Annotated in this window: 24 protein-coding genes; 13 read left to right on the plus strand and 11 right to left on the minus strand. The window is 72.2% G+C overall.

From position 1 onward, the window contains the following. The first annotated feature begins 5 nt into the window (after positions 1-5). Positions 6-701, plus strand: coding sequence for a methyltransferase domain-containing protein (locus J2X55_RS12865; RefSeq protein WP_309823872.1), 696 nt, complete (start codon positions 6-8; stop codon positions 699-701). Next, on the plus strand, positions 694-1,812 hold the full coding sequence (locus tag J2X55_RS12870; protein WP_309823873.1) for an NAD(P)/FAD-dependent oxidoreductase: 1,119 nt from the start codon (positions 694-696) through the stop codon (positions 1,810-1,812). Before J2X55_RS12865 ends, J2X55_RS12870 begins: the two co-directional genes overlap by 8 nt. Before the next feature lie 57 nt (positions 1,813-1,869). On the opposite strand, the gene J2X55_RS12875 is transcribed toward J2X55_RS12870, so the two are convergent. The 4 genes from J2X55_RS12875 to J2X55_RS12890 form a co-directional block, all read right to left on the minus strand. Next, positions 1,870-2,697, minus strand: a complete 828-nt coding sequence (locus tag J2X55_RS12875; protein WP_309823874.1) for a UbiA family prenyltransferase — start codon at positions 2,695-2,697, stop codon at positions 1,870-1,872. 158 nt (positions 2,698-2,855) lie between these two features. Beyond that, a complete protein-coding gene (locus J2X55_RS12880) occupies positions 2,856-3,416 on the minus strand; it encodes a hypothetical protein (RefSeq protein WP_309823875.1) in 561 nt (186 codons plus the stop codon). An 11-nt stretch (positions 3,417-3,427) separates the two neighbouring features. Continuing rightward, a complete protein-coding gene (locus J2X55_RS12885) occupies positions 3,428-4,576 on the minus strand; it encodes a zinc-dependent alcohol dehydrogenase (protein WP_309823877.1) in 1,149 nt (382 codons plus the stop codon). A gap of 25 nt (positions 4,577-4,601) precedes the next feature. Continuing rightward, entirely contained in the window at positions 4,602-5,378 is a 777-nt protein-coding gene (locus tag J2X55_RS12890) for an MBL fold metallo-hydrolase (RefSeq protein WP_309823879.1), read from the minus strand. A 166-nt stretch (positions 5,379-5,544) separates the two neighbouring features. Between J2X55_RS12890 and J2X55_RS12895 the strand changes: the two genes are divergently transcribed. Further along, positions 5,545-6,435, plus strand: coding sequence for an SDR family NAD(P)-dependent oxidoreductase (locus tag J2X55_RS12895; protein ID WP_309823882.1), 891 nt, complete (start codon positions 5,545-5,547; stop codon positions 6,433-6,435). 186 nt (positions 6,436-6,621) lie between these two features. Here the strand turns inward: J2X55_RS12895 and J2X55_RS12900 are convergent, their stop codons facing one another. Together J2X55_RS12900 and J2X55_RS12905 are read right to left on the minus strand one after the other, a co-directional pair. Further along, complete coding sequence (locus tag J2X55_RS12900) at positions 6,622-7,113, minus strand: DUF2231 domain-containing protein (protein WP_309823884.1); 492 nt, start codon at positions 7,111-7,113, stop codon at positions 6,622-6,624. A 71-nt stretch (positions 7,114-7,184) separates the two neighbouring features. Beyond that, positions 7,185-8,066 (minus strand): manganese catalase family protein, encoded by an 882-nt coding sequence (locus J2X55_RS12905; protein WP_210073500.1) that lies wholly within the window; start codon positions 8,064-8,066, stop codon positions 7,185-7,187. 243 nt (positions 8,067-8,309) lie between these two features. Between J2X55_RS12905 and J2X55_RS12910 the strand changes: the two genes are divergently transcribed. From J2X55_RS12910 to J2X55_RS12920, 3 genes are all read left to right on the plus strand, one after another. Next, positions 8,310-8,765, plus strand: a complete 456-nt coding sequence (locus tag J2X55_RS12910) for an Hsp20/alpha crystallin family protein (RefSeq protein ID WP_115919315.1) — start codon at positions 8,310-8,312, stop codon at positions 8,763-8,765. Positions 8,766-8,955: 190 nt separating this feature from the next. Continuing rightward, positions 8,956-9,939 carry an iron-containing redox enzyme family protein gene (locus J2X55_RS12915; protein WP_396653265.1) on the plus strand — a complete coding sequence of 328 codons (984 nt, stop codon included), beginning with the start codon at positions 8,956-8,958 and terminating at the stop codon, positions 9,937-9,939. Beyond that, positions 9,936-10,136, plus strand: a complete 201-nt coding sequence (locus J2X55_RS12920) for a CDGSH iron-sulfur domain-containing protein (protein ID WP_309823886.1) — start codon at positions 9,936-9,938, stop codon at positions 10,134-10,136. Before J2X55_RS12915 ends, J2X55_RS12920 begins: the two co-directional genes overlap by 4 nt. A gap of 190 nt (positions 10,137-10,326) precedes the next feature. Here the strand turns inward: J2X55_RS12920 and J2X55_RS12925 are convergent, their stop codons facing one another. Further along, on the minus strand, positions 10,327-10,686 hold the full coding sequence (locus J2X55_RS12925) for a sugar ABC transporter ATPase (RefSeq protein WP_115919319.1): 360 nt from the start codon (positions 10,684-10,686) through the stop codon (positions 10,327-10,329). Positions 10,687-10,844: 158 nt separating this feature from the next. Between J2X55_RS12925 and J2X55_RS12930 the strand changes: the two genes are divergently transcribed. The 4 genes from J2X55_RS12930 to J2X55_RS12945 all read left to right on the plus strand — a co-directional run bounded on the left by J2X55_RS12930 (position 10,845) and on the right by J2X55_RS12945 (position 14,064). Beyond that, complete coding sequence (locus J2X55_RS12930) at positions 10,845-11,777, plus strand: helix-turn-helix transcriptional regulator (RefSeq protein ID WP_309823888.1); 933 nt, start codon at positions 10,845-10,847, stop codon at positions 11,775-11,777. A gap of 114 nt (positions 11,778-11,891) precedes the next feature. Continuing rightward, the gene (locus tag J2X55_RS12935) at positions 11,892-12,218 is read left to right on the plus strand and encodes an ATP-dependent DNA ligase (RefSeq protein ID WP_115919323.1); all 327 of its coding nucleotides are present in this window, start codon (positions 11,892-11,894) and stop codon (positions 12,216-12,218) included. Between the two features lie 85 nt (positions 12,219-12,303). Then, a complete protein-coding gene (locus tag J2X55_RS12940; protein WP_115919325.1) occupies positions 12,304-13,497 on the plus strand; it encodes an FAD-dependent oxidoreductase in 1,194 nt (397 codons plus the stop codon). Positions 13,498-13,611: 114 nt separating this feature from the next. Continuing rightward, positions 13,612-14,064 carry an SRPBCC family protein gene (locus tag J2X55_RS12945; RefSeq protein WP_115919327.1) on the plus strand — a complete coding sequence of 151 codons (453 nt, stop codon included), beginning with the start codon at positions 13,612-13,614 and terminating at the stop codon, positions 14,062-14,064. Positions 14,065-14,128: 64 nt separating this feature from the next. Here J2X55_RS12945 and J2X55_RS12950 read toward each other — a convergent pair whose 3' ends face one another. Beyond that, positions 14,129-15,121: an aldo/keto reductase gene (locus J2X55_RS12950; RefSeq protein ID WP_309823892.1), complete on the minus strand. Its 993-nt coding sequence runs from the start codon at positions 15,119-15,121 to the stop codon at positions 14,129-14,131. A 125-nt stretch (positions 15,122-15,246) separates the two neighbouring features. Between J2X55_RS12950 and J2X55_RS12955 the strand changes: the two genes are divergently transcribed. Next, positions 15,247-15,729, plus strand: coding sequence for a hypothetical protein (locus tag J2X55_RS12955; protein WP_210112105.1), 483 nt, complete (start codon positions 15,247-15,249; stop codon positions 15,727-15,729). Between the two features lie 55 nt (positions 15,730-15,784). Here J2X55_RS12955 and J2X55_RS12960 read toward each other — a convergent pair whose 3' ends face one another. The 3 genes from J2X55_RS12960 to J2X55_RS12970 all read right to left on the minus strand — a co-directional run bounded on the left by J2X55_RS12960 (position 15,785) and on the right by J2X55_RS12970 (position 19,499). After that, on the minus strand, positions 15,785-17,113 hold the full coding sequence (locus J2X55_RS12960; RefSeq protein ID WP_309823894.1) for a Cpe/LpqF family protein: 1,329 nt from the start codon (positions 17,111-17,113) through the stop codon (positions 15,785-15,787). 88 nt (positions 17,114-17,201) lie between these two features. Then, positions 17,202-18,626: a PepSY domain-containing protein gene (locus tag J2X55_RS12965; RefSeq protein WP_309823896.1), complete on the minus strand. Its 1,425-nt coding sequence runs from the start codon at positions 18,624-18,626 to the stop codon at positions 17,202-17,204. Positions 18,627-18,899: 273 nt separating this feature from the next. Continuing rightward, positions 18,900-19,499, minus strand: a complete 600-nt coding sequence (locus J2X55_RS12970; protein ID WP_309823898.1) for a hypothetical protein — start codon at positions 19,497-19,499, stop codon at positions 18,900-18,902. 99 nt (positions 19,500-19,598) lie between these two features. Between J2X55_RS12970 and J2X55_RS12975 the strand changes: the two genes are divergently transcribed. Both J2X55_RS12975 and J2X55_RS12980 read left to right on the plus strand, forming a co-directional pair. Continuing rightward, positions 19,599-20,603, plus strand: a complete 1,005-nt coding sequence (locus J2X55_RS12975) for a DUF1731 domain-containing protein (protein WP_309823900.1) — start codon at positions 19,599-19,601, stop codon at positions 20,601-20,603. Between the two features lie 158 nt (positions 20,604-20,761). After that, on the plus strand, positions 20,762-21,034 hold the full coding sequence (locus tag J2X55_RS12980) for a hypothetical protein (RefSeq protein WP_115919341.1): 273 nt from the start codon (positions 20,762-20,764) through the stop codon (positions 21,032-21,034). The last annotated feature ends 3 nt before the right edge of the window (positions 21,035-21,037 follow it).

Raw genomic sequence — 21,037 nt, forward strand, 5'->3', positions numbered from 1 at the left:
GCGGCTTGGCACGGCGCGACACCGCGCTGACCGAGCTCATGGACGACCCCGACTGCGACCCCCGGGCTCTCGCCGCGACCTACCGCCGGTTCGACCTCGTGAACCGTCTGGTCTCCGCCTGGGGGCACGTCTACCGCTCGCGCGTCCGTCCCGAGCTGCGCGCCCTCGGCCGCCCCGCGCGCGTCCTCGACCTCGGATGCGGCGGAGGCGACGTGCTCGCCCGCCTGGCGGGCCTGGCCGAGCGAGACGGCTTCACGCTCGAGTGCATCGGCGCCGATCCCGACCCCCGTGCGATCGCCGCCGCCCGCGAACGCGCGCGGCCGGGAGTCCGGTTCGTCGCGCGGGACTCCCGGGCCCTGCTCGCCGCCGGGGAGCGCTTCGACATCGTCGTCTCGAATCACGTGCTGCATCACCTCGACGCGGAGGCGCTCGGCACCTTCACCGCCGACTCCCTCGCCCTGTCGACGGGCACGGTCCTGCACGCCGACATCGCGCGCGGTCGCCTGGCCTACGGTCTCTACGCCGTCGGCATCGCACCGCTATCGGCGGGGACGTTCCTCCGCGTCGACGGCCTCCGCTCGATCCGCCGCAGCTACCGCCCCGCCGAGCTCGCCGCGGCCCTCGGCTCGCCCTGGCGCGTGGAGACGCCCGCGCCCTTCCGCGTCCTGGCCGTCGCCGGTGGCGAGGCCGCCCGTGCCTGAGGTCCTGGTGGTCGGCGCGGGGCCCGTCGGCCTCGCCCTCGCCGCGGACCTCCGCGTCCGCGGCGTCGACGTCGACGTCGTCGAGAAGCGGACGGCGATCGGCGGCGGGACCCGGGCGATCGGCATCCACTCCCCCGCCCTGGCCCACCTCGAGGCCTCCGGCGCGACCGACGAGCTTCTCTCTCGCGCCGTCCGCATCGAGCAGGGCGAAGCACGCGCCGACGGGTACGTGCTGGCGCGGATCCGTTTCGACCGACTCCGCGCACGGCACCCGTACGTCGCCGCGCTGCCCCAGGCCGACACCGCCGAGGTCCTCACGCGACTCGCCCCTCCCGTCCGGCGCGGGGTCACCGTCACAGCGGTGGCGGACGTCGGCTCGTCGGTGCGCGTGCGGACGACCGGGCAGCGCGGCGACGAAGAGATCGACGCGCGATTGGTGGTGGTCGCCTCCGGCTGGGCGGGGCGCGAGCTCGTCTACCGCCCCGGTGCCGTCCGCACCCACGAGTACGCCGACCGATACGTGATGGCGGATGTCGTCGCGCCAGGCGGGCCGGTCGCCCGCGTGCACCTCGAACGCGCGGGTGTGCTCGAGTCGTTCCCCCTGCCGAACGGTCGGCGCCGACTCGTCGCCTGGGCCGGGACGGAAGACGTTCCGGATGCCACGCCCCTTCTGCGCCGTGCCGTCGCCGAGCGCACCGGGCTCGAGGTCGACATCCCCGCGGCGACGACGTTCCGGGTGCGCCGCGCCGTGGCCCCCGCCCTGCGCCGCGGACGCGTGGTCGTGGTCGGCGACGCGGCCCACGAGGTCAGTCCGATCGGTGGTCAGGGCATGAACCTGGGTCTGCTCGACGCGCTGACCCTCTCCCCCCTGCTGTCGCGGTGGCTGCGGACGGGTTCACCCGACGGGCTCGCCCGCTGGGAGCGCGACCGTCTGGCCTCCGCGCGTCACGCCGCGAGGCTCGCCGCGCTGAACACGTTCCTGGGACGCCCGCTCGGTCCGGCAGCCCACGCGGTGAAGACCGCGACCCTGCGCGCGGTCCTCGGAGGCCCGGGCGGGGCCGCCTTCGCGCGCGCCTACGCGATGCAGGGGGATCGGGCGGCCCGCCGCTGAGATCGGCCGCACCGACCGTGAACGTCGGCGCCGGTCGCTTCCGACGCTGCGCGCAGCTCAGGCGACCACGAGCTGGGCGGCGAGAAGCAGCGCCGCCAGCATCGTCAGCTGGAACACCGCCCGCCCGGGAGGTCTCACGAACACGAGCACCACGGCGGCGACGGCGACCGCCGTGACGGCGACGAAGAAGACCACCCCGGTGGTCGCGGCATCCGTCCCGACGAAGACGACGAGCGCCCCGGCGACGATCCCGCCCGCCGCGAGCATCACCGACGCCCGGGCCCCCAGGCGGTGCGGCAGTCCCCGCACCCCCGTGCGCCGGTCGTCGTCGAGGTCGCGCACGACGTTCGTCAGGTGCACGGCGGCTCCGAGCGCCGCCCCCGCGAGGCCCGCCCACCAGGCGGCGAGCGCGGGCGGCGACACCGACAGCGTCGCGAACGAGGGGAAGAGCCCGAAGCTCAGCACGAAGGGCACGATCGAGATCGGCGTCGATTTCAGCCCCGCGTTGTACGCCCAGGCGGAGGCCAGCGCCACGGCGTGCGCGGCGACGAGGCCCGGTCCGAGCGGCAGGGACAGCACGATCGCGAGGACCGCGGATGCCACGGCGACGCCGAGCGCGCGCTCCGGGGTGATCGCTCCCCCGGCGATGGGCTTGTCCGTGCGGCCGACCGCCGCGTCGCGCGCTCCGTCGATCGCGTCGTTCGACAACCCCACCGAGACCTGGCCGGCGAAGACCGCGACCACCAGGACCGCGAGGCGCCACGGCTCCACACCCGCCGCGATGCCGAGGGCGAGAGCGAGCACGGTGACCACGAGGGTCGGGCCCGGGTGGGTGGCGCCCCAGAGAGCGCGCACGAGGGGCGGCCTGGCCGCGGCATCCGTCACCCCCCGACGCTATCGCGGGTCAGACGCGATCGGTGGGGCGTCAGCCGCGGTCGCACGGCGGACCGTCCTGCGGAGGTTTCCGTCGACACGCCGGCTCCTCCGCGGTGGCACCGGTGTGTCGCGAGCGACTCCGCAGGACGGGCGGATCGACACGGGTTTCAGCGGCGGTGCCGCAGGCGCCGCGCGACGACGAACACCCCCACCGCACCCAGGATCCAGGGACCGGCGACCAGCAGCGGATCGATCCACTGGTGGCGGGCGTCGACACGACCGCGGCGCCCGGCGAGAGGGGCCCACCGCCGCTCGGCGAGGATCCCGCTCTCGGTGATCGGATCGTCGGGATGCCGGGACCCCAGCGACCGGAGGTGCGCTCCCGCGGCCTCCACCCGGTCGGCGCCGAGGAGCAGGAGCCAGTGGGCGGCGCGCGCCTCGCTGAAACGGGCGTAGGCGTAACGACGGATCGCACCCGATACGCCGTGGAGCGGCTGCGCGGTACCGAACACCGGGGTCAGCCGTCCGTGTTCGATGGAGCGTTCCCGCCCGCCCTCGGGCTCGGGCTGCTCGTCGGGGAACGTCCAGTGCGCGTTGAGGTCCTGCGCCTGCTCCTTCGGGAACGAGGGACGGTCGGCGGGATCGAGGTCGGCGCCCCACCCGGGAATGCGGGCGCGCAGCTCGTCGGCGGATGGCGGCGGTGTGGGCTTGTCTGCGATATAGGCCATGATGGCTCCTCTCAGGCGGCGGGCGGCAGGATGACGGCCTTGATGCAGCCGTCGATCTTGGCGGAGACCATGTGATAGCCCTCGGCGATGTGCTCGAGGGGGATGCGGTGCGTGATCATCTCGCGCGGCGAGATGCGCCCCGCCTGGATGTGCTCGAGCAGGCGCGGCCACTGGCGGGCGACGGGCGCCTGGTTCGTGTGGATGGTCAGGCCCTTGTTCATCGCGTCGCCGAACTTGACGGCGCTGAACAGGGGACCGTAGGCGCCCATGACCGAGACGGTGCCGCCTTTGCGGACGGAGTCGATCGCCCAGTTGAGGGCGACGGGCGAGCCGGCCTGCAGTTTGAGCTTCGCGCCGGTGAGGTGCTGCAGGAAGTGCCCGTCGGCCTCCGCCCCGACCGCGTCGATGACGACGTCGGCACCGAGCCAGTCGGTCTGCTTCTTCAGCTCCACGACGATGTCGCGGTACTCGCGGTAGTCGAGGGTCTCGGCGAAGGCGAAGGTGCGCGCCTTCTCGAGACGCTCGGCGAGCTGGTCGACCACGATCACGCGCCCCGCGCCCATGAGCCACGACGAGCGCGCCGCGGCCAGGCCCACGGGTCCCGCTCCGAAGACGACGACCGTGTCGCCCTCGACGATGTCGCCGAGCTGCGCGCCGAAGTATCCGGTCGAGAACGCGTCGGTGAGCAGGAGGGCGTCCTCGTCGTGCAGCCACTCGGGGATCACGCGCGGCCCGACGTCGGCGAACGGCACACGCACGAGCTCGGCCTGGCCGCCGTCGTACCCGCCCGCGGTGTGCGAGTACCCGTAGATGCCGCCGACGGCCGTGGCATTGGCGTTGACGTTGTGGCAGTTGCTGAACAGTCCCCGCGCGCAGAAGAAGCACGTGCCGCAGAAGATGTTGAACGGCACCATCACCCGGTCGCCGACGGACAGGTTCTCGACGGAGGCGCCGACCTCGACGACGCGTCCGATGAACTCGTGCCCGAAGGTGTGGCCGACGCGGGTGTCGGGGATCATGCCGTGGTACAGGTGCAGATCGGAGCCGCAGATGGCCGCGCGCTCGACGCGGACGATGGCGTCGTTGGGGTGCTCGATGCGCGGATCCGGTTTGTTCTCGACGCGCACCTTGTACGGTCCGCGGTAGGTCATGGCTCTCACGTGCGTCTCCTTCTCGTGTCGGATCTCAGTGCGCGCCGGTCGCGAGGGCTTCGGCGACGAGGGGCGCGATGCCGCCTCTCCAGACGTCCCCGTGCCCCGGGAGGATGGTGCGCGCCCCGGTCGCGGTGAGTCGGTCGAGGACGGACAGGGCCGCCGCGCTGTCGGCGGTGGCGGCCCGGGCGACGATCTGGGCGCCGGGGCGACCGGTGTACGGATCGAAGGTGACGATCGCGTCGCCCGTGAACAGCAGGTCGCGCTCGGGCAGGTGGAAGGCGACGTGCCCCCGGGTGTGGCCCGGCGTGGCGATCGGGATCAGGCCGCCGGTCAGACGGGTGCCGGGGCGGATGTCGCCGTGCGCCTGCACCCCGCGCACGCTGAACGCCCCGGCGAGCGCCATGCGGGCGAGGATCGGGATGCCACCGGGGTGCGCCAGCGGATAGAGGGCGCGCGAGGACTCCCGGGCGTAGCGATAGGGATGCCGGACGAGCGGCACATCCTCCTCGTGCACGTGGACGGGCACATGGTGCTCGTCGCGGAGACGCTCCAGGGTGCCGACGTGGTCGAAATGGCCATGGGTGAGGAAGACCGAGACGAGGTCGGCGGGATGGAGCCCGCGACGGTCGAGAGCCTGGACGAGAAGGGGCCAGGAGCGGGGAAGCCCCGCGTCGATCAGGACGACACCGTCGTCGGTGTCGACGAGGTAGCTGTTCGTCAGCGCGCACGTGATCATCGAGACGCCGTCGGCGACCTCGCGGATGCCGTCGGGTGTGCGTCCGAGCCCGCTCGTGTGTGCACCTGACATGTCGGCCACCCTGGGCGCGGCCCCGCGCGATGGCGAACGGGGTTGCGCGGTCGCGGAGGGGCTGTTAGCGCGCGACCCACGTCAACCCCCTCAGGTGCGGCCTCTCCCGCGTCTACCGTCGGCGGGCGGGATGAGCCGAACCCAGAGGCCCTGCGGAAGGGGCAGCATGCGCGAGGTCGTCGTCGTCACCGGGGGTTCTCGAGGCATCGGACGCGCGGCCGCGCTGCGGTTCGCTCGCGCGGGTACCTCTCTCGTCCTCGTCGGGCGCGACGCCGTCGCTCTCGGCTCAGCCGCAGAGGAGTGCCGCCGACGCGGCGCCGAGGTGCTCACGCTCCCGATCGACCTGTCCTCCCCCGACGGGCCGCGGGTCGCGGCCGAGGCCACGATCGCCGAATACGGGCGGATCGACGTCTGGATCGCGTCCGCCTCGGTGTTCTCGTACGGCTCCGTCGAGGACACCCCCGACGAGGTGCGCGACCGCGTGATCGAGACGAACCTCACCGGGCACATGCGCGCGGCCCGCGCCGTCGTGCCGCACTTCCGCGCGGCGGGTCGGGGCACGATCGTGTTCGTCGGGTCGTTGTATTCGCAGGTGGCCGGCCCCTATGTCTCCTCCTACGTGGCCGCCAAGCACGGTCTGCTCGGATTCACGCGGTCGCTGAGGCAGGAGATGCTCGCGCACCGCGGCATCCGGGTCAAGATCGTCCTTCCCGCGAGCATCGATACGCCCATCTATCAGCGGGCGGCGAACTACACGGGACGCACCGCCTTCCCCCTGCCGCCGGTGGTCTCGGCCGACCGCGTCGCGCGGGCCATCGTGCGGGTGGCGCGGGGCCCTCGGCACGAGGTGGGTGTGGGGGCCGCGCAGTTCGTCACGCGGCCGCTGCAGTTCCTCGCGCCGCGCGTGTACGACCGCTTCATCCGCTTCCTGCAGCACGCTCTGGGTCTGCGCCGCCGGCCCGCCGCGCCCACGGCCGGCGCGGTGCTCGCCGCGCAGCACGACGCCGGTGCGGTGAGCGGCGGGTGGCCGCGGTTCCCCCTCCGCGGGCATCGCTGATCCGTCGCGCTCGCGACGCACGCATCGGGGCCGTGCGGCGGAGTTCCGCGCCGACACGCCGAGCCGCCGCAGCCGCGCGCCGCGTGTCACTCGCGATCTCCGCACGACGGTCCCCCGCGGGTCGCCCGAACGACGGGGCCCGGATGCCGTGGCATCCGGGCCCCGAAAGACGTCGGGCCGCACTCCTCAGGCGGATTCGAACCCCTCGCGCTGGGTGTTCTCGTCCGCGACACGGACGCCCCAGCGGTAGGCGAGCTTGCCGCCCAGCCACCCCGAGACGCTCAGCCCGAGGGACGCCACGGCGCTGAGGCCGAACGCCACGATCGGCACCCGGCCGAGGTCGAGCATCCGGATCGACAGGCCGACGCTGAACAGCACCATCGCGGTGACGTTGAGCGCGAGGTGCGCCAGCGCCGTGCGGCGGGCGGGAGTGCCCTTCGGAATGCGCGACAGGTCGAGAAGGCCGAGCACCGAGGCGCCGACCGCTCCCCCGAGGCCGATCGCGACGAGCCAGCGCGAACCGGTCGCGAAGGCCCGCGGGTCGTCGGCCGCAAGGCCGAGCAGATCGAACACCAGGCTCGACGACCACGCCCCGATGGGGATGGTCACCGCGATCGGATGGAACGGGTGCCCGTACGGACCCGCCACGATCGCGCGCGGCACCTTGGCCGCGCGCATCGCCGGGAAGCTCGCCCCGCTCCGCGGTGCCGACACCGTCGCCGGCCCCGGCATCGCGGCATCCGCCCCGCTCATTCCTTGTGCAGCGCGTCCTGCGCGCGTCCGGCGAGCTTCTCGACCGTGTTGGGGAGCTCGGTCGTGCCGTAGAACCGCACGTCGGGCTTGGTGGGCGGGGGCATCGGCACGCCCGCGGGGGGCTCGGGCAGGTACGAGAACTCGCCCTTGCCGTCGGGGGTCGGGCCCGAGGCCCAGCTGCCGTCGCCGGCCTTCTTGCCGTCGCTGAAGTTGATGTACTGGTACGACACGTCGCGGTCCTCCTTGTCGAGGGGGAAGTTGCTCGGCACGGGCAGCTTCTCGTAGCCCTCGGCCTGAAGTTCGGCGGCGGCCGCGGCCCACTGGTTCTGGTGCATCGTGTCGCGGGCCAGCAGGAAGGCCAGAAGGTCCTTCACGCCGTGGTCGTCGGTCTGGTGGTAGAGGCGCGCGACCTGCACGCGGCCCTGCATCTCGGCGTTGGCATTGGCGGTGAAGTCGGCGAGCAGATTGCCGCTCGCGGTGATGAAGCTGCCCTGCCAGGGGTTGCCGTTCGAATCGACCGGGCGCGCTCCGGCACCCGCGACGATGCCGTGCTGGATGTCGGTGCCCCCGATGACGGCCGCCACGGTGGGGTCGTCCTGCACGGCTTCCTCGGTGATGCCGAGGGGCGATTTCTCGAGCAGCTGGGCGATCATGACCGCGAGCATCTCGACGTGACCCATCTCCTCCGCGCCGATGCCGAAGACCAGGTCGCGGTATTTGCCGGGCATGTGCATGTTCCAGGCCTGGAACTGGTACTGCATCGCGACGGAGATCTCGCCGTATTGTCCGCCGAGCACCTCTTGAAGCTTGCGGGCGTAGACCGCATCGGGCTTGTCGGGGGTGGCGGAGTGCTGCAGTTCTTGCCGGTGGAAGTACATGTCTCTCCTCACCGCGCCGGGGGGAAAGGTCGAGTGACCGGTGGCGCGTCGCAGCCACGAAACGCCGGATGACGGGGTTTGTGCGCGGGGGTTGTGAGCGACCCGACGGTGCGCCACAATCGCGCGCTCGGGGCTTGGCACTCTCCCCATGCGAGTGCTAATCTGATCGCAGTTGAGTCGAGTGGACTCAACTCCCCAGAACTCGGGATGCCAGATCCCGACCGATCGAAAAGGAGAACGACCATGGCCACCTACGACCCCTTTCGCGACCTCGACCGCCTCGCGTCGACGCTCCTCGACGCCCGCCGCGGCGGTGGTCCGCGACGGATGCCGATGGACCTCTACCGCGACGGCGACCACTACGTGCTGGCCGCCGACCTGCCCGGCGTAGACCCCGGCTCGGTCGACGTCGACGTCGACGGCCAGCTGCTCACGATCCGCGCCGAGCGCACCCTCGGCTCGGGCGAGGGCGTCAAGTGGATCACCCGCGAGCGCGAGACGGCCTCGTTCGTCCGCCAGCTGAACCTCGGCCAGGGCATCGACACCGACGGCATCAGCGCGTCCTACCGCAACGGTGTGCTCTCGGTCACGATTCCCGTCAGCGAGAAGGCGAAGCCGCGGCGCATCGCCGTCTCGACCGACGAGGGCGACGGCGTCATCGAGGCGCACGAGAGCACCCCGCAGCCCATCGAGCAGTAAGGGCACGTGACACGAGGGGCGGCCCGGCGCGGGTCGCCCCTCGGTGCGCGCGAAGTTGTTGTCAAGGGGCTCGGCTTTCGGCGCGCGACGCCGCACAGTGCCGAGCGTGCCCCCCACCCTGTCCTCGCCCCACCCTCCGCTCCTCGACGACGACGACGTCGCCGCCCTCCCCTTCCGCCCGCGAGGCCCCGTGAGCGCCGCGGTCCTCGCCCACCTGGTGGACGGCACCGCCACCGCCCACACCGCGCTCGCCGACCGCGCGGTCTTGGCATCCGTCGACATCGAGCGTGACGACGACCTGCAGCTCGCCCTGTTCGCCCTATACGCATCGGCGTACGGCGCCTTCCCGGCGTTCCTCGCCGATCTCGAATGGGACCCCTCGCTCATCGCCACCCGCAGGGTGATCGAGACAGCGTTCGAGCGATCGCTGCGGAACTCGGTCACGGTTCCCGAGCTGCCGTCCCCGACAGCGGATGCCGTGGCCCGCGCCCTCTTCGACCTGACCGGCGCGGACGGGGGCCCGAGCCTCTCGCGGTACCTCGCGCGCAAGGCGACCCTCGATCAGGCGCACGAGTTCCTCGTGCAGCGGACCGTCTACACCCTGCGCGAGGCCGACCCGCACTCCTGGGCGATCCCCCGCCTGACCGGGCGGCCGAAGGCGGCGCTCGTCGAGATCCAGTCCGACGAGTACGGCGGCGGTCGCCCCGACCGCGTGCACGCGACCCTGTTCGCCCGAGCCGTTCGCGGCGCGGGGCTCAGCGACGCCTACGGCGCCTATATCGACGATGTGCCCGCCGTCACCCTCGCCTCGCACAACACGATGTCGATGTTCGGCCTCAATCGGCGCCTTCTCGGCGCGATCGTGGGCCACCTCGCCGCCTTCGAGATGACCTCGTCGATCCCCAATCGCATGTACGCCGAGGGACTGCGTCGCCTGGGCTTCGGAGACGACGTGTGCGAGTACTTCGACGAGCACGTCGAAGCCGACGCCGTGCACGAGCAGATCGCGGGGCGCGACCTCGCCGGCGCCCTCGCCGAAGACCACCCCGAATTGCTCGCCGACATCGTGTTCGGCGCCGCCGCGTGCCTCGAGGTCGACGACCGCGTCGGGCGCCACATGCTCGACGCGTGGTCGCGCGAAGAGTCATCTCTGCGCGCAGAGGACGCGCGATGACCGGCGAACGGGTGACTGTCACCGCCTACACCGACGGCCCCCTGCTGGTACGCGGAGACGCTGACATCCTCGATGCCGACGGCCACCGCGTGCCCCGCACCCGTCGCACGGTCGCGCTCTGCCGCTGCGGCCTGTCGACGATCAAGCCCTACTGCGACGGCACCCACAAGGCGGCCGGCTTCCGCACCGACGAGTGATGCCGCCGACCACGACGCCCCGCCGGGGCGTGCGCTGCCGTGCCCACCGAAGCGAGATCGCGTTCCGCATGCTCAGGGTGCTCGGAAAGTTCCGCCTCCCCCACACGCACCGCGATGAGGGAACCCGCGCGCAGCCCGGGCAGCGCGATGCCCCGGCCCCCGTGAACGGGCCCGGGGCAGCGCGAAGGTGTCAGAGATCCTCGGGCGCGAGATCGCCCTGGCCCTCTTCGCCGAGCTCGACCACACCGGGGTCCTCCCCCTGGGAGTCGGTGCCGGTCGACTCGGGGTGGATGTCCTCGAGCGGGATGTCGCTGTCGTCGGCCGGGATCTCCGCGGGGTCGGCGCCCGTCGCCGTCGCCGGGTTGATGTCTGCCGGGTCCGCACCCTCGTCGAGAGCGGTCGTCGCGTCCCACTCCGCCTGGGCGGGGTCGAGCGCGGGGTCGGGCTCGATGGAGGTGTCGCCGTCGCGCAGGGGCTGCACGCCCGCGACGCCCACGTCGGCGGCCGGGGTCGTCGCGTCGGGGGTCGGGTCGATCGAAGCGTCGCTCATGGGGGGTCCTTTCGTGGGACGCGCGTCACCGCCGGGATCAGCGGTCCCCTCATCCAACGGGGCGCGCGACTCTCCGCCCCGCCCCTTGACACGCACGTCCCCGCCTTCGTACGGGGACCGCCGGAAGGGCCGCCCCTCTCCGCGGCGGAAGGAACACCATGGCTGACAGGATGACGGTCCGCTCGCGCGGAGTCGACGACGTCGAGCGCGTCTGGCAGCAGTTCGTGCCCAGCGCACGACTCGAACGCGTCGACCCCCGCCAGGTGGCGTTCTCGTGGGACTCGGTCGGGCTGCCGGGGCTCTCGGTCGTGGCGTGGGAGCTGACGGCATCCGTCCGCTCTTCCCTCTACATGGACGACCAGATCATGGCGTGTCGCATGATCGGCGACGACATCCGCATCGAAGCCGAGGGGCGCAGCCTCGACCCGCGCCGCCCGTGGCTCGGGGCCGATGGGGGGATCGAAGCGAACTGGACCGGATCCGCCCGCGTGAGGGCGTTCGTCTTCGATCGCAGCGACGCCGAGCGCGTCGCCCGCATCGTCTCCGGTGACGATCGCCTGGTCCTGCGACGGCTCGATCCCCTCGCGCGCGACCGGACCGCCGCGACGCAGTGGGAGCGCAGCTTCGCGCACGTCTCCGCGTCGCTGGACGCCACGCACGACGACCCGATCCTGTCCGCCGAACTGCAGCGGCACGCGCTCATGGCGACGCTCTCGAGCTTCCACACGCCATACGTCGACGCTGTGCAGCGCGCCCACCAGCGTAGCGCCGCACCGCGCACCGTCCGCCGCGCGATCGCCCTCATCGAGGCGAACGCACGGGAGCCCCTGACGCTCGAGGACATCGCCGTGGCATCCGGGATCTCGTCCCGCGGACTGCAGCACGCGTTCCGCCGCGCACTCGACACGACCCCCATGGAGTACCTGCGGCTGGTCCGCTTGGTGGGCGCCCACGAGGAGCTGCGATCGGGCGACCCCGTGTCGATCGCCGAAGTCGCACGCCGCTGGGGATTCTCGAGCGCCTCGCGCTTCGCGCGCTACCACCGCGAGCACTACGGCCAGAACCCCGCGCAGGTGGTGCGCATGTTCTGATGCGGTAACGCCTTCGGTCTCGTCGTTGCGCGCGGCGTCCCGCGAGAGGCTCCGACGCGCACAGCGAATGCACAGTGAAAAGCGAAGCGGGCACGACGCCCCAGGGAGGACTACGTGGGCAAGTTCATCTACGAGAGCGGCGTTCGCAACGAGTTCGAAGACCGCCTCCTCGCACACCTGCAGGTCGTCGTGGGAAACAAGCTCCGTCGCGGCGAGCCGTTCTACTTCGTCTGGAAGGACGACATCAGCACGGGAGGCGGCCGCACCTCGGTCTGGATGCACCCCCGGGCGAACCTCGTCTTCAAGTACAACGGCGGGCGTCCCCCCGCCCTGAACCGGGCATGGCTCGAAGCCCTCATGTCCACGGCGAACTCGCCCACCGGGCTGTACGTCGTGCCCGAGCCCTCCGAAGAGGCGGCCCCGCCGGAGTCCTACGCCTGACTCCTCGACTGTGCGACCGGCGGTGTCAAGCCGCTGTCCAGGAGCCGCGCGAGGCCGCACCGTGAGGGGGACGAGAGGATCCCCCATGACCGACTCCCCGCGCATCGTCGTGATCGGCGGCGGAAACGCCGGCCTGTCCGTCGCCGGGCGCCTGCACCGCGCGCGCCTCGGCGACATCACCGTGATCGAACCGCGCACGTCCCACGTGTTCGCGCCCCTCCAATCGCACATCGCCGGCGGTGCGGCCCGAGCGTCCGAGGCCGCGCGCGCCCAGGCCGACGTCACCCCTCCGGGGGTGCGGTGGCTGCGCGACGAAGCCTTCACGGTGGATGCCGAGACCCAACGTGTGCACCTGGTCTCGGGCGGGCGGATCGACTACGACCAGCTCGTGGTGTGCGCCGGGATGCGGATGGCGTGGGAGCAGATCCCGGGACTGCCCGAGGCCATGGCCGCCCCGACCGGCATCTCGAACTACGACTACGAGCTCGCCGCGAAAGCCTCGCCGGTGCTCCGCGACCTACGCTCCGGCACGGTCGTCTTCACGCAGCCGCCCGAGCCCGCCTCGTGCGGGGCCGCGGCCCAGAAGCCGATGTACCTCGCGTGCGACTGGTGGCGGGCGATCGGGGTGCTCGACGACATCCGCGTCGTGTTCGTGTGCCCGGATCCGGTGCCCTTCGGCATCCCGGCCATCGACGACGAACTCCGCCGCAAGATCGACGAGTACGGCATCGAGGTGCGCTACAGCCGGGACGTCAGGCGAGTGGATGCCGACTCCCGCACGCTCGTGATCGGTCGAGGCGACGCCGAAGAGACGCTGGCGTACGACGTGCTGCATGCGGTCCCCCCGCAGCGGGCCCCCGAGTGGATCGCGGGCAGTGGTCTCGCCGCGCCCGACGACCCGCACGGATTCGTCGACGTCGACCCCGAGACGTTCCAGCACACCCGCCACCCGCAGATCTGGGCCGTGGGCGATGCCGCCACGGTGGCCACGCGGCGCTCGGGCGGGGCGATCCGGCAGCAGGCGAAGGCGCTCGTGAAGAACATGAAGGCCGCGATGGCCGGGCGTACGCCCTCGGCGAAATACAACGGCTACAGCGTCGTCCCCTTCACCGTCTCGCGCGGCACCGTGGTGTTCGCCGAGTTCGACCGGAAGGGCCGGCTGCAGCCGACGGTGCCGTTCTGGCGCTCTCTGTACCGCGAACGGCGCCTGTCGTGGATCGCCGATCGCCGCATCCTGCCGTGGGTGTACTGGCACCTGATCCTGCGCGGGCGGGCGTGACGGCCTCCCCACGCGTATAGGGCACGAACGCCGATCCCTCAACCCCGGGGGCCCGTCGGCGGCATCGGTCGAAGACTGGGGGAAGCCCCGGAAGCCACACGAAAAGAGGACACCATGGCACAGGTCATCGAAACCATCGACGTCAACGTTCCCGTCCGCGTCGCGTACAACCAGTGGACGCAGTTCGAGGAGTTCCCGCACTTCATGAGCTTCGTCGAGTCCATCACGCAGAAGAGCGACACCCTCACGCACTGGAAGGTGAAGATCGCCGGTGCCGAGCGCGAGTTCGACGCCGAGATCACCGAGCAGCACCCCGACGAGCGTGTCGCGTGGAACAGCGTGGGCGGCGACGAGAACCACGCGGGCGTCGTCACCTTCCACCGCCTCTCCGACGACGAGACGCGCGTCACCGTCCAGATCGACTGGGCGCCCACCGGTGTCCTCGAGAAGCTCGGTGCCGCCTTCGGCGCCGACGACCACTCGGTCAAGAAGGACCTCGACAACTTCAAGGAGTACATCGAGTCGCGCGGTGCCGAGTCCGGCGCCTGGCGCGGCGACGTCAGCTGACGTCGAGCGATGAGAAAGCCGGGCCCGTCCGTGATGGACGGGCCCGGCTTTCGTCATGCGCGGGTCACCACTGCGGGTGGATCTCCGCCCGCAGACGCCGGTCATACACGTCGCGCACCAGGGTGTCGAACGCGCCGAGGTCGAAGCCCCCGTCGAGCAGTTCCGCCGCTTGGGCGTTGGCCGTCGCCTGACCGACCGAGCGCGCCCCCGGGATCACCGAGGTGACACCCTCGCGCGAGGCGATCCACGCCAGCGTGGCGGCCGGCAGGTTGACGCCCTCGGGCAGCGACGCCTTGAGCTCGTCGGCCGCCGCGACGCCCTCGTCGAAGGGCACGCCCGAGAACGTCTCGCCCTTGTCGAAGGCCTCTCCGTTGCGGTTGTAGGTGCGGTGGTCGTTCTCGTCGAACGTGGTGGAGCGGGTGTACTTCCCCGACAGCAGTCCGCTGGCCAGCGGCACGCGCGCGAACACCGCGACGTTCTTCTCGGCCGCGAGCGGCAGCACCTCGTCGAGGGGCTTGAGACGGAACGGGTTGAAGATGATCTGCAGGTTGGTGAGGTTCGGCCGCTGCAGAGCCGAGAGCGCCTGGTCCATCGTCTCGACCGAGGCGCCGTAGGCGGCGATCACGCCCTCCGACACGAGCTGGTCGAGGGCCTCCCAGGTGGCGTCGTCGTCGATGACCGCCGACGGCGGGCAGTGCAGCTGCACGAGGTCGAGCGTCTCGGTGTCGAGCAGCCGCCGCGAACGATCGAGCCAGCCGCGGAAGTTCTCCATGACGTAGTTCTCGGGAACCTGGTCTTCGCGGCGGCCCATCTTGGTCGCCACGGTGATGTCGTCGGCATCCCGATCCTTCAGGAATGTTCCGATGATCTGCTCCGACCGACCGTCTCCGTAGACGTCGGCGGTGTCGAACAGGGTCACGCCGGCGTCGGCCGAGGCCGCCAGGACGGCGCGTGCGTCGTCTTCGCTGACGTCACCCCAGTCGGCTCCGAGCTGCCAGGTGCCGAGACCGACGGCCGAGACCTGACGGCCGGTTCGGGAGAGAGGGCGCTGCTGCATTGCGGTTTCCTTTCGAGGCGTGATCCGAGCCTAGCCAGCCCCTCCGCCCTCGCGGGCCGCGTCAACCCCGTCCGGCCGCGGGAACCGCGCGCCTAGCGTGGCGACACACCCACGGAAGGAACACCATGGACATCCCCGCCGACCGACTCCCCGGAGCCGACGAAGAGAACCTCGTCCCCGAATCCGACGGCCTCGCCGCCGATGTGCCCGCCGGTGCCGCCGGCGCGGACTCCGGTGCCGTGGGCACCGCCCGCGTCGATCCCGACGACGAGGCCCGCCTCCAGGGCATCTCGAGCCAGAACGACCTGCCCGGTGTGGGCACGCGCGCCGCCGACGGGCTGACCGAGCGCGGTACCGACGATGCCCGCGGAGAGGTCGGATCGACCTCGCGACACACCGAGGACACCGGGCGCCCCGACCGTGACCCCCACGACGAGGGTGCGGACGAGGCGATCCGTACCCCCGCCTCGCCGCCGCCCGCCGCGGACGGCGGTGAGCCGCACGTCGACGGCGACGACCCGATCGCCGCGTTCCAGCCCGGCGTCGGCCGCGACTCGGCCGCCTCGAGCAAGATCGCGCAGAGCCTGCCCGACCCCGACGACGCCTGACGCGCGTCGCGAAGATCCGCGCACCCGGGGGTCTTCCCGGGTGCGCGGATCTTTTTCAGTGGGCCAGACGCAGGGCGTCCTGGGCCAGGTGGAAGAAGTCGCTCATCGCGGCGGCGACCGCTTGGGCGTCGCCGTCCGACATCAGCCACACCACCGTCGCCTCGCCCGCGTCGTCGCGCACGAACCAGCTGCCCGTCAGCACACCCCGGCTCGACCCGCCCTTGAACGCGGCGTACGGCCACGACCCGAGATCGAGCCCCTGTCCGGGATTCTCGCTCAGGATGCCGAGCACCTCGGCATCCTGGGTCTGCTGCAGCGCACGGTGCACGGCGGCGAGGTCGTTCGCACTGGCGAACCAGTCGAATCCGTCCTGCCAGACGGGGGTCGTGACGTCGGCCGCCTCGACGGCGAGGGGAGCCGCGTCGATCCGGTCGAGCAGCGCGCGCTTGCCCGCGTCGTCGGCCGCGGTCCACTCGGCGCGCACAGAGGCATCGCCCCAGCCGAGGGTGAACAGTTCCTTGGTCGAGAAGAAGGGCGAGAGCACCTCCGGGGCGCTGTGGCCCGAGCGGATGACCGCCGCCTCGACGCGCTCGCGCCCGAGACGCGTGATGAGCAGGTCGGTGGCGGTGTTGTCGCTGATGCGGATCATCGCCGAGGCGGCGTCCCGCACCGAGACCTCGGTCCCGGTGGGCGCGGTCTGCAGTTCGCCCGATGGCAGACTCCGGTCCTCGTCGCGGAGGACGAGGGTCTCGTCCCACGACAGGTCGCCGGAGGCCACGGCATCCGCCACCGCGAGGAGCACGTACAGCTTGAACGCCGAGGCGAGCGGGGCCAGGCGATTCGCGTCGACGGCGAGCGCCTCGTCGTCACCGCGGAGCACGAGGGCACTGACCTCGCCGGGCAGATCGGCGAGACGCTGCTCGACCTCGTCGAGAGAGGTCGAGGGCGTCCACGGCGGCGCCACGGGTCCGAAGACCATCCCCGTGATACGGCTCGCGCCGTCGATGGTGAGCGAGAGATCGAAAGGGTCGCCGAGGGCGCCCGCGAGGGTCGCCACGGCCTCGGTCTCGGTGCCCTGGTAGGCCGTGACGGTGAACGGGGCGGCCGGCCGCAGCTGACGGTTGACGAGCTCGGCGACCTGCTCAGCCGGCACCTGCGCGAGGAAGCTCTCGTGCAGGACACTCGCCCACTCCCCCGGTGTGGTGTCCGCCTCGCCCTCCAGCGTGTCGATGATCCACGACACGCGCTGTCCGACGGGGGTGTTCGGAACGTCAACGGATGCCGTGGGGCTCTCCGGGGTGTCCGGCGCGGCGCTCGCGCAGGCGGTGAGCGCCGCGACGGCGGCGAAGGAGAGGGCGGCGGCGAGGCGACGGGCGAGAGTCACGGGATGTCCTTCCGGGGGGAGTTCCCACGGTACGGACGCCGCGACCCGGGCGCCTCCCTCGTCGGAGGGAGATACGCCGCCGCCCTCCTCAGCCCCTGATCCGGCGGCTTCGGTCGCGCCATCCGAGCACCACGTCGACGGCGACGAACACCGCCAGCGTGTACCCGACCAGGGGCAGCACCAGACCGATCGCGACCGCGGCGACGAGCACGGCCCCGATCCCCCACCACGGGGCGTGGCGCAGCACGCCGCGCGCGGGCGACCCGACGGCGCCGATCGGACGGCGCTTCCACCACATCGCGTACCCGAGCACGACGAGCGCGGCGATGCCGATCGCGAGCACGAACAGGACGAGCTGGTTCGCGAGGCCGAACATCGTGCCCATGTGCAGATCGACGCCCCAGCGCGACAGCTTCGCCAGCAGCGGGTAATCGGCGAAATCCACCCGGTCCGTCACCCGCAGGGTGGATCCGTCGATCGCCACGGCGTCGACCTCGGTCGGGAAGCTGCGGTGGATCTCCTGCACGACCCACGCCTTCCCCGCGGCCGCGGGGGGACGGATCTCGAGGTCGCCGGAGTCCACGTTCACGTCGCGGGCCACGGCCCATACGGCGTCGAAGCTCGCCGGGTCGACGGTCGGCGCGCTCGAGGAGTGCGCCCCGCCGTGGTGGGCGTGTTCGCCGCCCGCCGCAGCCTGCCCGTCGAGAGTGGTCGTCAGCGAGGGCGTTCCCCCACCGACGAGGGCCCGCAGGTCGGACACGTTCGCGCCCGCGAACGTCGACCACGTGATGCCCGTGGCCGACAGGAACAGCGCCCCGATCACGACCCAGATGCCCACGGCGGAGTGCCAGCCCGACAGACGCCGGTAGCCCGTGTGCCGTCTGTTCGGCCGCAGCAGGTCGCGGCGCCCCCGACGGCTGCGCACGAAGCGGCCGATCCAGAGACCCAGTCCGGCCAGCGCCACGATCCCGAGCCACGACGCCGCGAGCTCGCTGTACCAGCGCCCGACATCGCCGAGGTGGAGCGAGCGGTGCAGGTCGCTGAGCCAGTGCCGCAGAGGCAGGGCGCCGCTCGTGCCGTAGGCCGGCAGGTCGCCGCGGATCTCGGTGGTTGCGGGGTCGACGAAGATCGCCCGGGTGGTGCTCTCGGGAAGGGCCTCGTCGGCGAACATCACGCGGGTGGTGGCTCCGGCCTCGGGCGCCGGACGCACGGCGACGGGGGTCGCGTTCCCTCCGACGTACTGCTCCGCGGCCTCGACCTGTCGGGCCAGCGGCACCGCCGACGCCGTCGAGGAGGCGGTCAGCTCGTGGGCGTAGACCGTGCTCTCGAGGGTCGGGGTGATCGCGTAGAGCGCTCCGCTCACTGCCGCGACGAGGATGAACGGGCCCACCAGCAGCCCCGCGAAGAAGTGCAGGCGCCGCAGCAGCGCGGTGAACCATCCGCGCGACGTCGATTCCCGAGAGGGAGCGGAAGGGGATGCCGGGGCCTGAGGCCCGGAGCCGACGGCGGTCATGCGCGGGCTCCGGTCAGCGCCGCACCCGCACGCGGCGAGAAGGGAGGAGTGAGGAACATGGTGTTCTCTTTCCGGGCACAGGATGCGCCCGAGTAAGGCGTCCGCCGCGGCGGACGTCGTCGCCGACGAAGGTCGCCCCCTCGATGCGGGGCGCCGACGTCGGCCGGAAGGGTGAGGGACGCGTCCGAGACGCGTCGATGATCGCGCTGCTCCGGCGCGAATCCGAAGCAACGGTCGATGGCCCCGCCGTCGCACGGACGGGCGGAGCGAGACTCAGGAGGCGAGCAGCGGAGGGCCGCGCCGGTGCGCGGACGAGACCACGAGAGCCGAGATGGGGCGCACCGCCGTGACGACGGCGGGGGCACTCCGCCGCACGGACGGCATGACGGGGAGCGTCAGCACGACGCGCACCCTGGCGCGCAGCCACGCGACGCTGCGCTCCGCGAGCACCCTCAGGGCCGCGAGGGTACGCTCGCCCCGGTCCAGGGCGACGGTGGTGACGACGGCGGCGGCCGCGTGGCCGAGCCACATCGCGGCATCCGGGGTCATCACCGGAGCAGCCGCGCCCGCGAGCACGGGCAGCGCAGAACCGTGGACGTGCGCCGCAGCGGCGAGGTCGTAGCTGCCGAGGACGAACAGCGTGTGGAACAGCACCTGGCTCACGGCGACGGCTGCAGCCAAGCGCAAGGTCGACAGGCGGCGACCCGCGAGCGCCGTACACACCACGAACGACAGGGCGAGCGGCACCGCGAAACCGAACAGGCCGGGAATCTCGCCCCCGCCGCTGACGTGAGAGAGCAGAGCGACGAAGGTGGCGACGGATGCCGCGGCCGCACCGCGCGCTGCGCGCGTCGCCCGGGCCTGTCGTCGCATGGGACTCATTGTGTCAGGCGGCGGGGCTCGCGCCGGACGGGTGTCATCGACCGAAGACCCCACCCCTAGGCTGAGACTCACCCAGGCCAGGAGGATGCCGTGACCCCACCCCGTGTCGTGATCGCCGGCGCGAGCGGCTTCGTCGGCCGCGCCCTCGCCGACGCCTTCCGCGCGGACGGATACCGGGTCGCGACCGTGGGGCGCGCCGGAGACGCGGTGTGGGGGGACGCCGACGCGATCGCTGGGCTCGTCGACGGAGCCGACGTGCTCCTCAACCTCGCGGGGAAGATCGTGTCGTGCCGCTACACCGACGCGAATCGCGACGAGATCCTCCGCTCGCGGGTCGACACCACCCGCGCGCTGCACACCGCCGTCGCGACGGCGGAGAGGCCACCCCGCGTCTGGATGAACGCCTCGACCGCGACCGTCTACCGGCACGAGACCCAAAACGGCAACGACGAGACGGACGGCGTGACGGGCGAGGGGTTCTCGGTCGATGTGGCGACCGCGTGGGAACACGCGTTGTTCGCCGGAGAGCTCCCCGCCACCCGCCGTATCGCCCTGCGCATGGCGATCGTGTTCGGCGACGGACCGGCCACGCGCATCCTGCTGGCTCTCGCGCGACTCGGTCTCGGGGGACCCCAGATCGACAGCTGGTGGTTCCCGCACCGCCGCTACCGCGGGATCGGGCCCCGACCCACGGGTCCCGCCTGGTCGGGCTGGCGGCGGACGTCGGGGCGGCAGCGCTTCAGCTGGATCCACATCGACGATGTCGTGGCATCCGTTCGTTTCCTCCGCGATCGCGACGATCTTGCGGGGCCGGTCAACCTCTCCGCCCCCGGAGTCGTCGACAATCGCACGCTCATGCGCGAACTGCGCCGTGTGGCCCGCGCCCCCTTCGGCCTGCCCGCGTACCGGTGGATGCTCGATCCAGCCATGGCGGTGCTGCGCAATGAGCCGGAGCTCGTGCTCAAGAGCCGGTGGGCGGTGCCCCGCGTGCTGACGGAGGCCGGGTTCTCGTTCCGGTACCCGCAGATCGGACCGGCCCTCGATGCTGTCGTGGCCGTGCGGCCCGCTCGCGCGCGGGATCTCTTCTCGAGCTAACCCGCGCAGCGCACGACGCCCCCGCAACGACGAGCTCGTCGGACGGGGGCGGCGGCCGTGACAGGGCGAGCGTCCGGCGGCACGACGCGTGTCAAGACCGCTGCGGGCCGGGCCCGCCCGGTCTAGCGTCGAGGTCACCGACGAACACAGGAGGCGGCATGAGCGAGCGCGACGTCAACGGACACGACTCAGGACACGGGACCGGACCGGGCGAAGGCGAGTACACGGACGTGCAGCTGCCCGACGGCACCGCGGATCGTGGAAGCTCCGACCGCGCCGGCGAGTACGTCGACCGCGAGAATCCCGACGGCAGCGAATCGCGACCGCGCACCGACGAGGCCGGCGCCTACACCGACGTCGAGCAGCCCGGTGGACACGAGTCGCGGGAGAACCTCGACGACCCCGGCGAGTACACCGATCGCGATCGCTGAGTC

Source organism: Microbacterium sp. 1154, assembly GCF_031455375.1.
Classification (GTDB): Bacteria; Actinomycetota; Actinomycetes; order Actinomycetales; family Microbacteriaceae; genus Microbacterium.

Bases quoted from the DNA above. Each gene is read 5' to 3' on its own strand.
- J2X55_RS12880 (WP_309823875.1), bottom strand. From the start codon at position 3,416: ATGGCCTATATCGCAGACAAGCCCACACCGCCGCCATCCGCCGACGAG.
- J2X55_RS12890 (WP_309823879.1), bottom strand. From the start codon at position 5,378: ATGTCAGGTGCACACACGAGCGGGCTCGGACGCACACCCGACGGCATC.
- J2X55_RS12895 (WP_309823882.1), top strand. From the start codon at position 5,545: ATGCGCGAGGTCGTCGTCGTCACCGGGGGTTCTCGAGGCATCGGACGC.
- J2X55_RS12900 (WP_309823884.1), bottom strand. From the start codon at position 7,113: ATGCGCGCGGCCAAGGTGCCGCGCGCGATCGTGGCGGGTCCGTACGGG.
- J2X55_RS12905 (WP_210073500.1), bottom strand. From the start codon at position 8,066: ATGTACTTCCACCGGCAAGAACTGCAGCACTCCGCCACCCCCGACAAG.
- J2X55_RS12910 (WP_115919315.1), top strand. From the start codon at position 8,310: ATGGCCACCTACGACCCCTTTCGCGACCTCGACCGCCTCGCGTCGACG.
- J2X55_RS12920 (WP_309823886.1), top strand. From the start codon at position 9,936: ATGACCGGCGAACGGGTGACTGTCACCGCCTACACCGACGGCCCCCTG.
- J2X55_RS12925 (WP_115919319.1), bottom strand. From the start codon at position 10,686: ATGAGCGACGCTTCGATCGACCCGACCCCCGACGCGACGACCCCGGCC.
- J2X55_RS12930 (WP_309823888.1), top strand. From the start codon at position 10,845: ATGGCTGACAGGATGACGGTCCGCTCGCGCGGAGTCGACGACGTCGAG.
- J2X55_RS12940 (WP_115919325.1), top strand. From the start codon at position 12,304: ATGACCGACTCCCCGCGCATCGTCGTGATCGGCGGCGGAAACGCCGGC.
- J2X55_RS12945 (WP_115919327.1), top strand. From the start codon at position 13,612: ATGGCACAGGTCATCGAAACCATCGACGTCAACGTTCCCGTCCGCGTC.
- J2X55_RS12950 (WP_309823892.1), bottom strand. From the start codon at position 15,121: ATGCAGCAGCGCCCTCTCTCCCGAACCGGCCGTCAGGTCTCGGCCGTC.
- J2X55_RS12955 (WP_210112105.1), top strand. From the start codon at position 15,247: ATGGACATCCCCGCCGACCGACTCCCCGGAGCCGACGAAGAGAACCTC.
- J2X55_RS12965 (WP_309823896.1), bottom strand. From the start codon at position 18,626: ATGACCGCCGTCGGCTCCGGGCCTCAGGCCCCGGCATCCCCTTCCGCT.
- J2X55_RS12970 (WP_309823898.1), bottom strand. From the start codon at position 19,499: ATGCGACGACAGGCCCGGGCGACGCGCGCAGCGCGCGGTGCGGCCGCG.
- J2X55_RS12980 (WP_115919341.1), top strand. From the start codon at position 20,762: ATGAGCGAGCGCGACGTCAACGGACACGACTCAGGACACGGGACCGGA.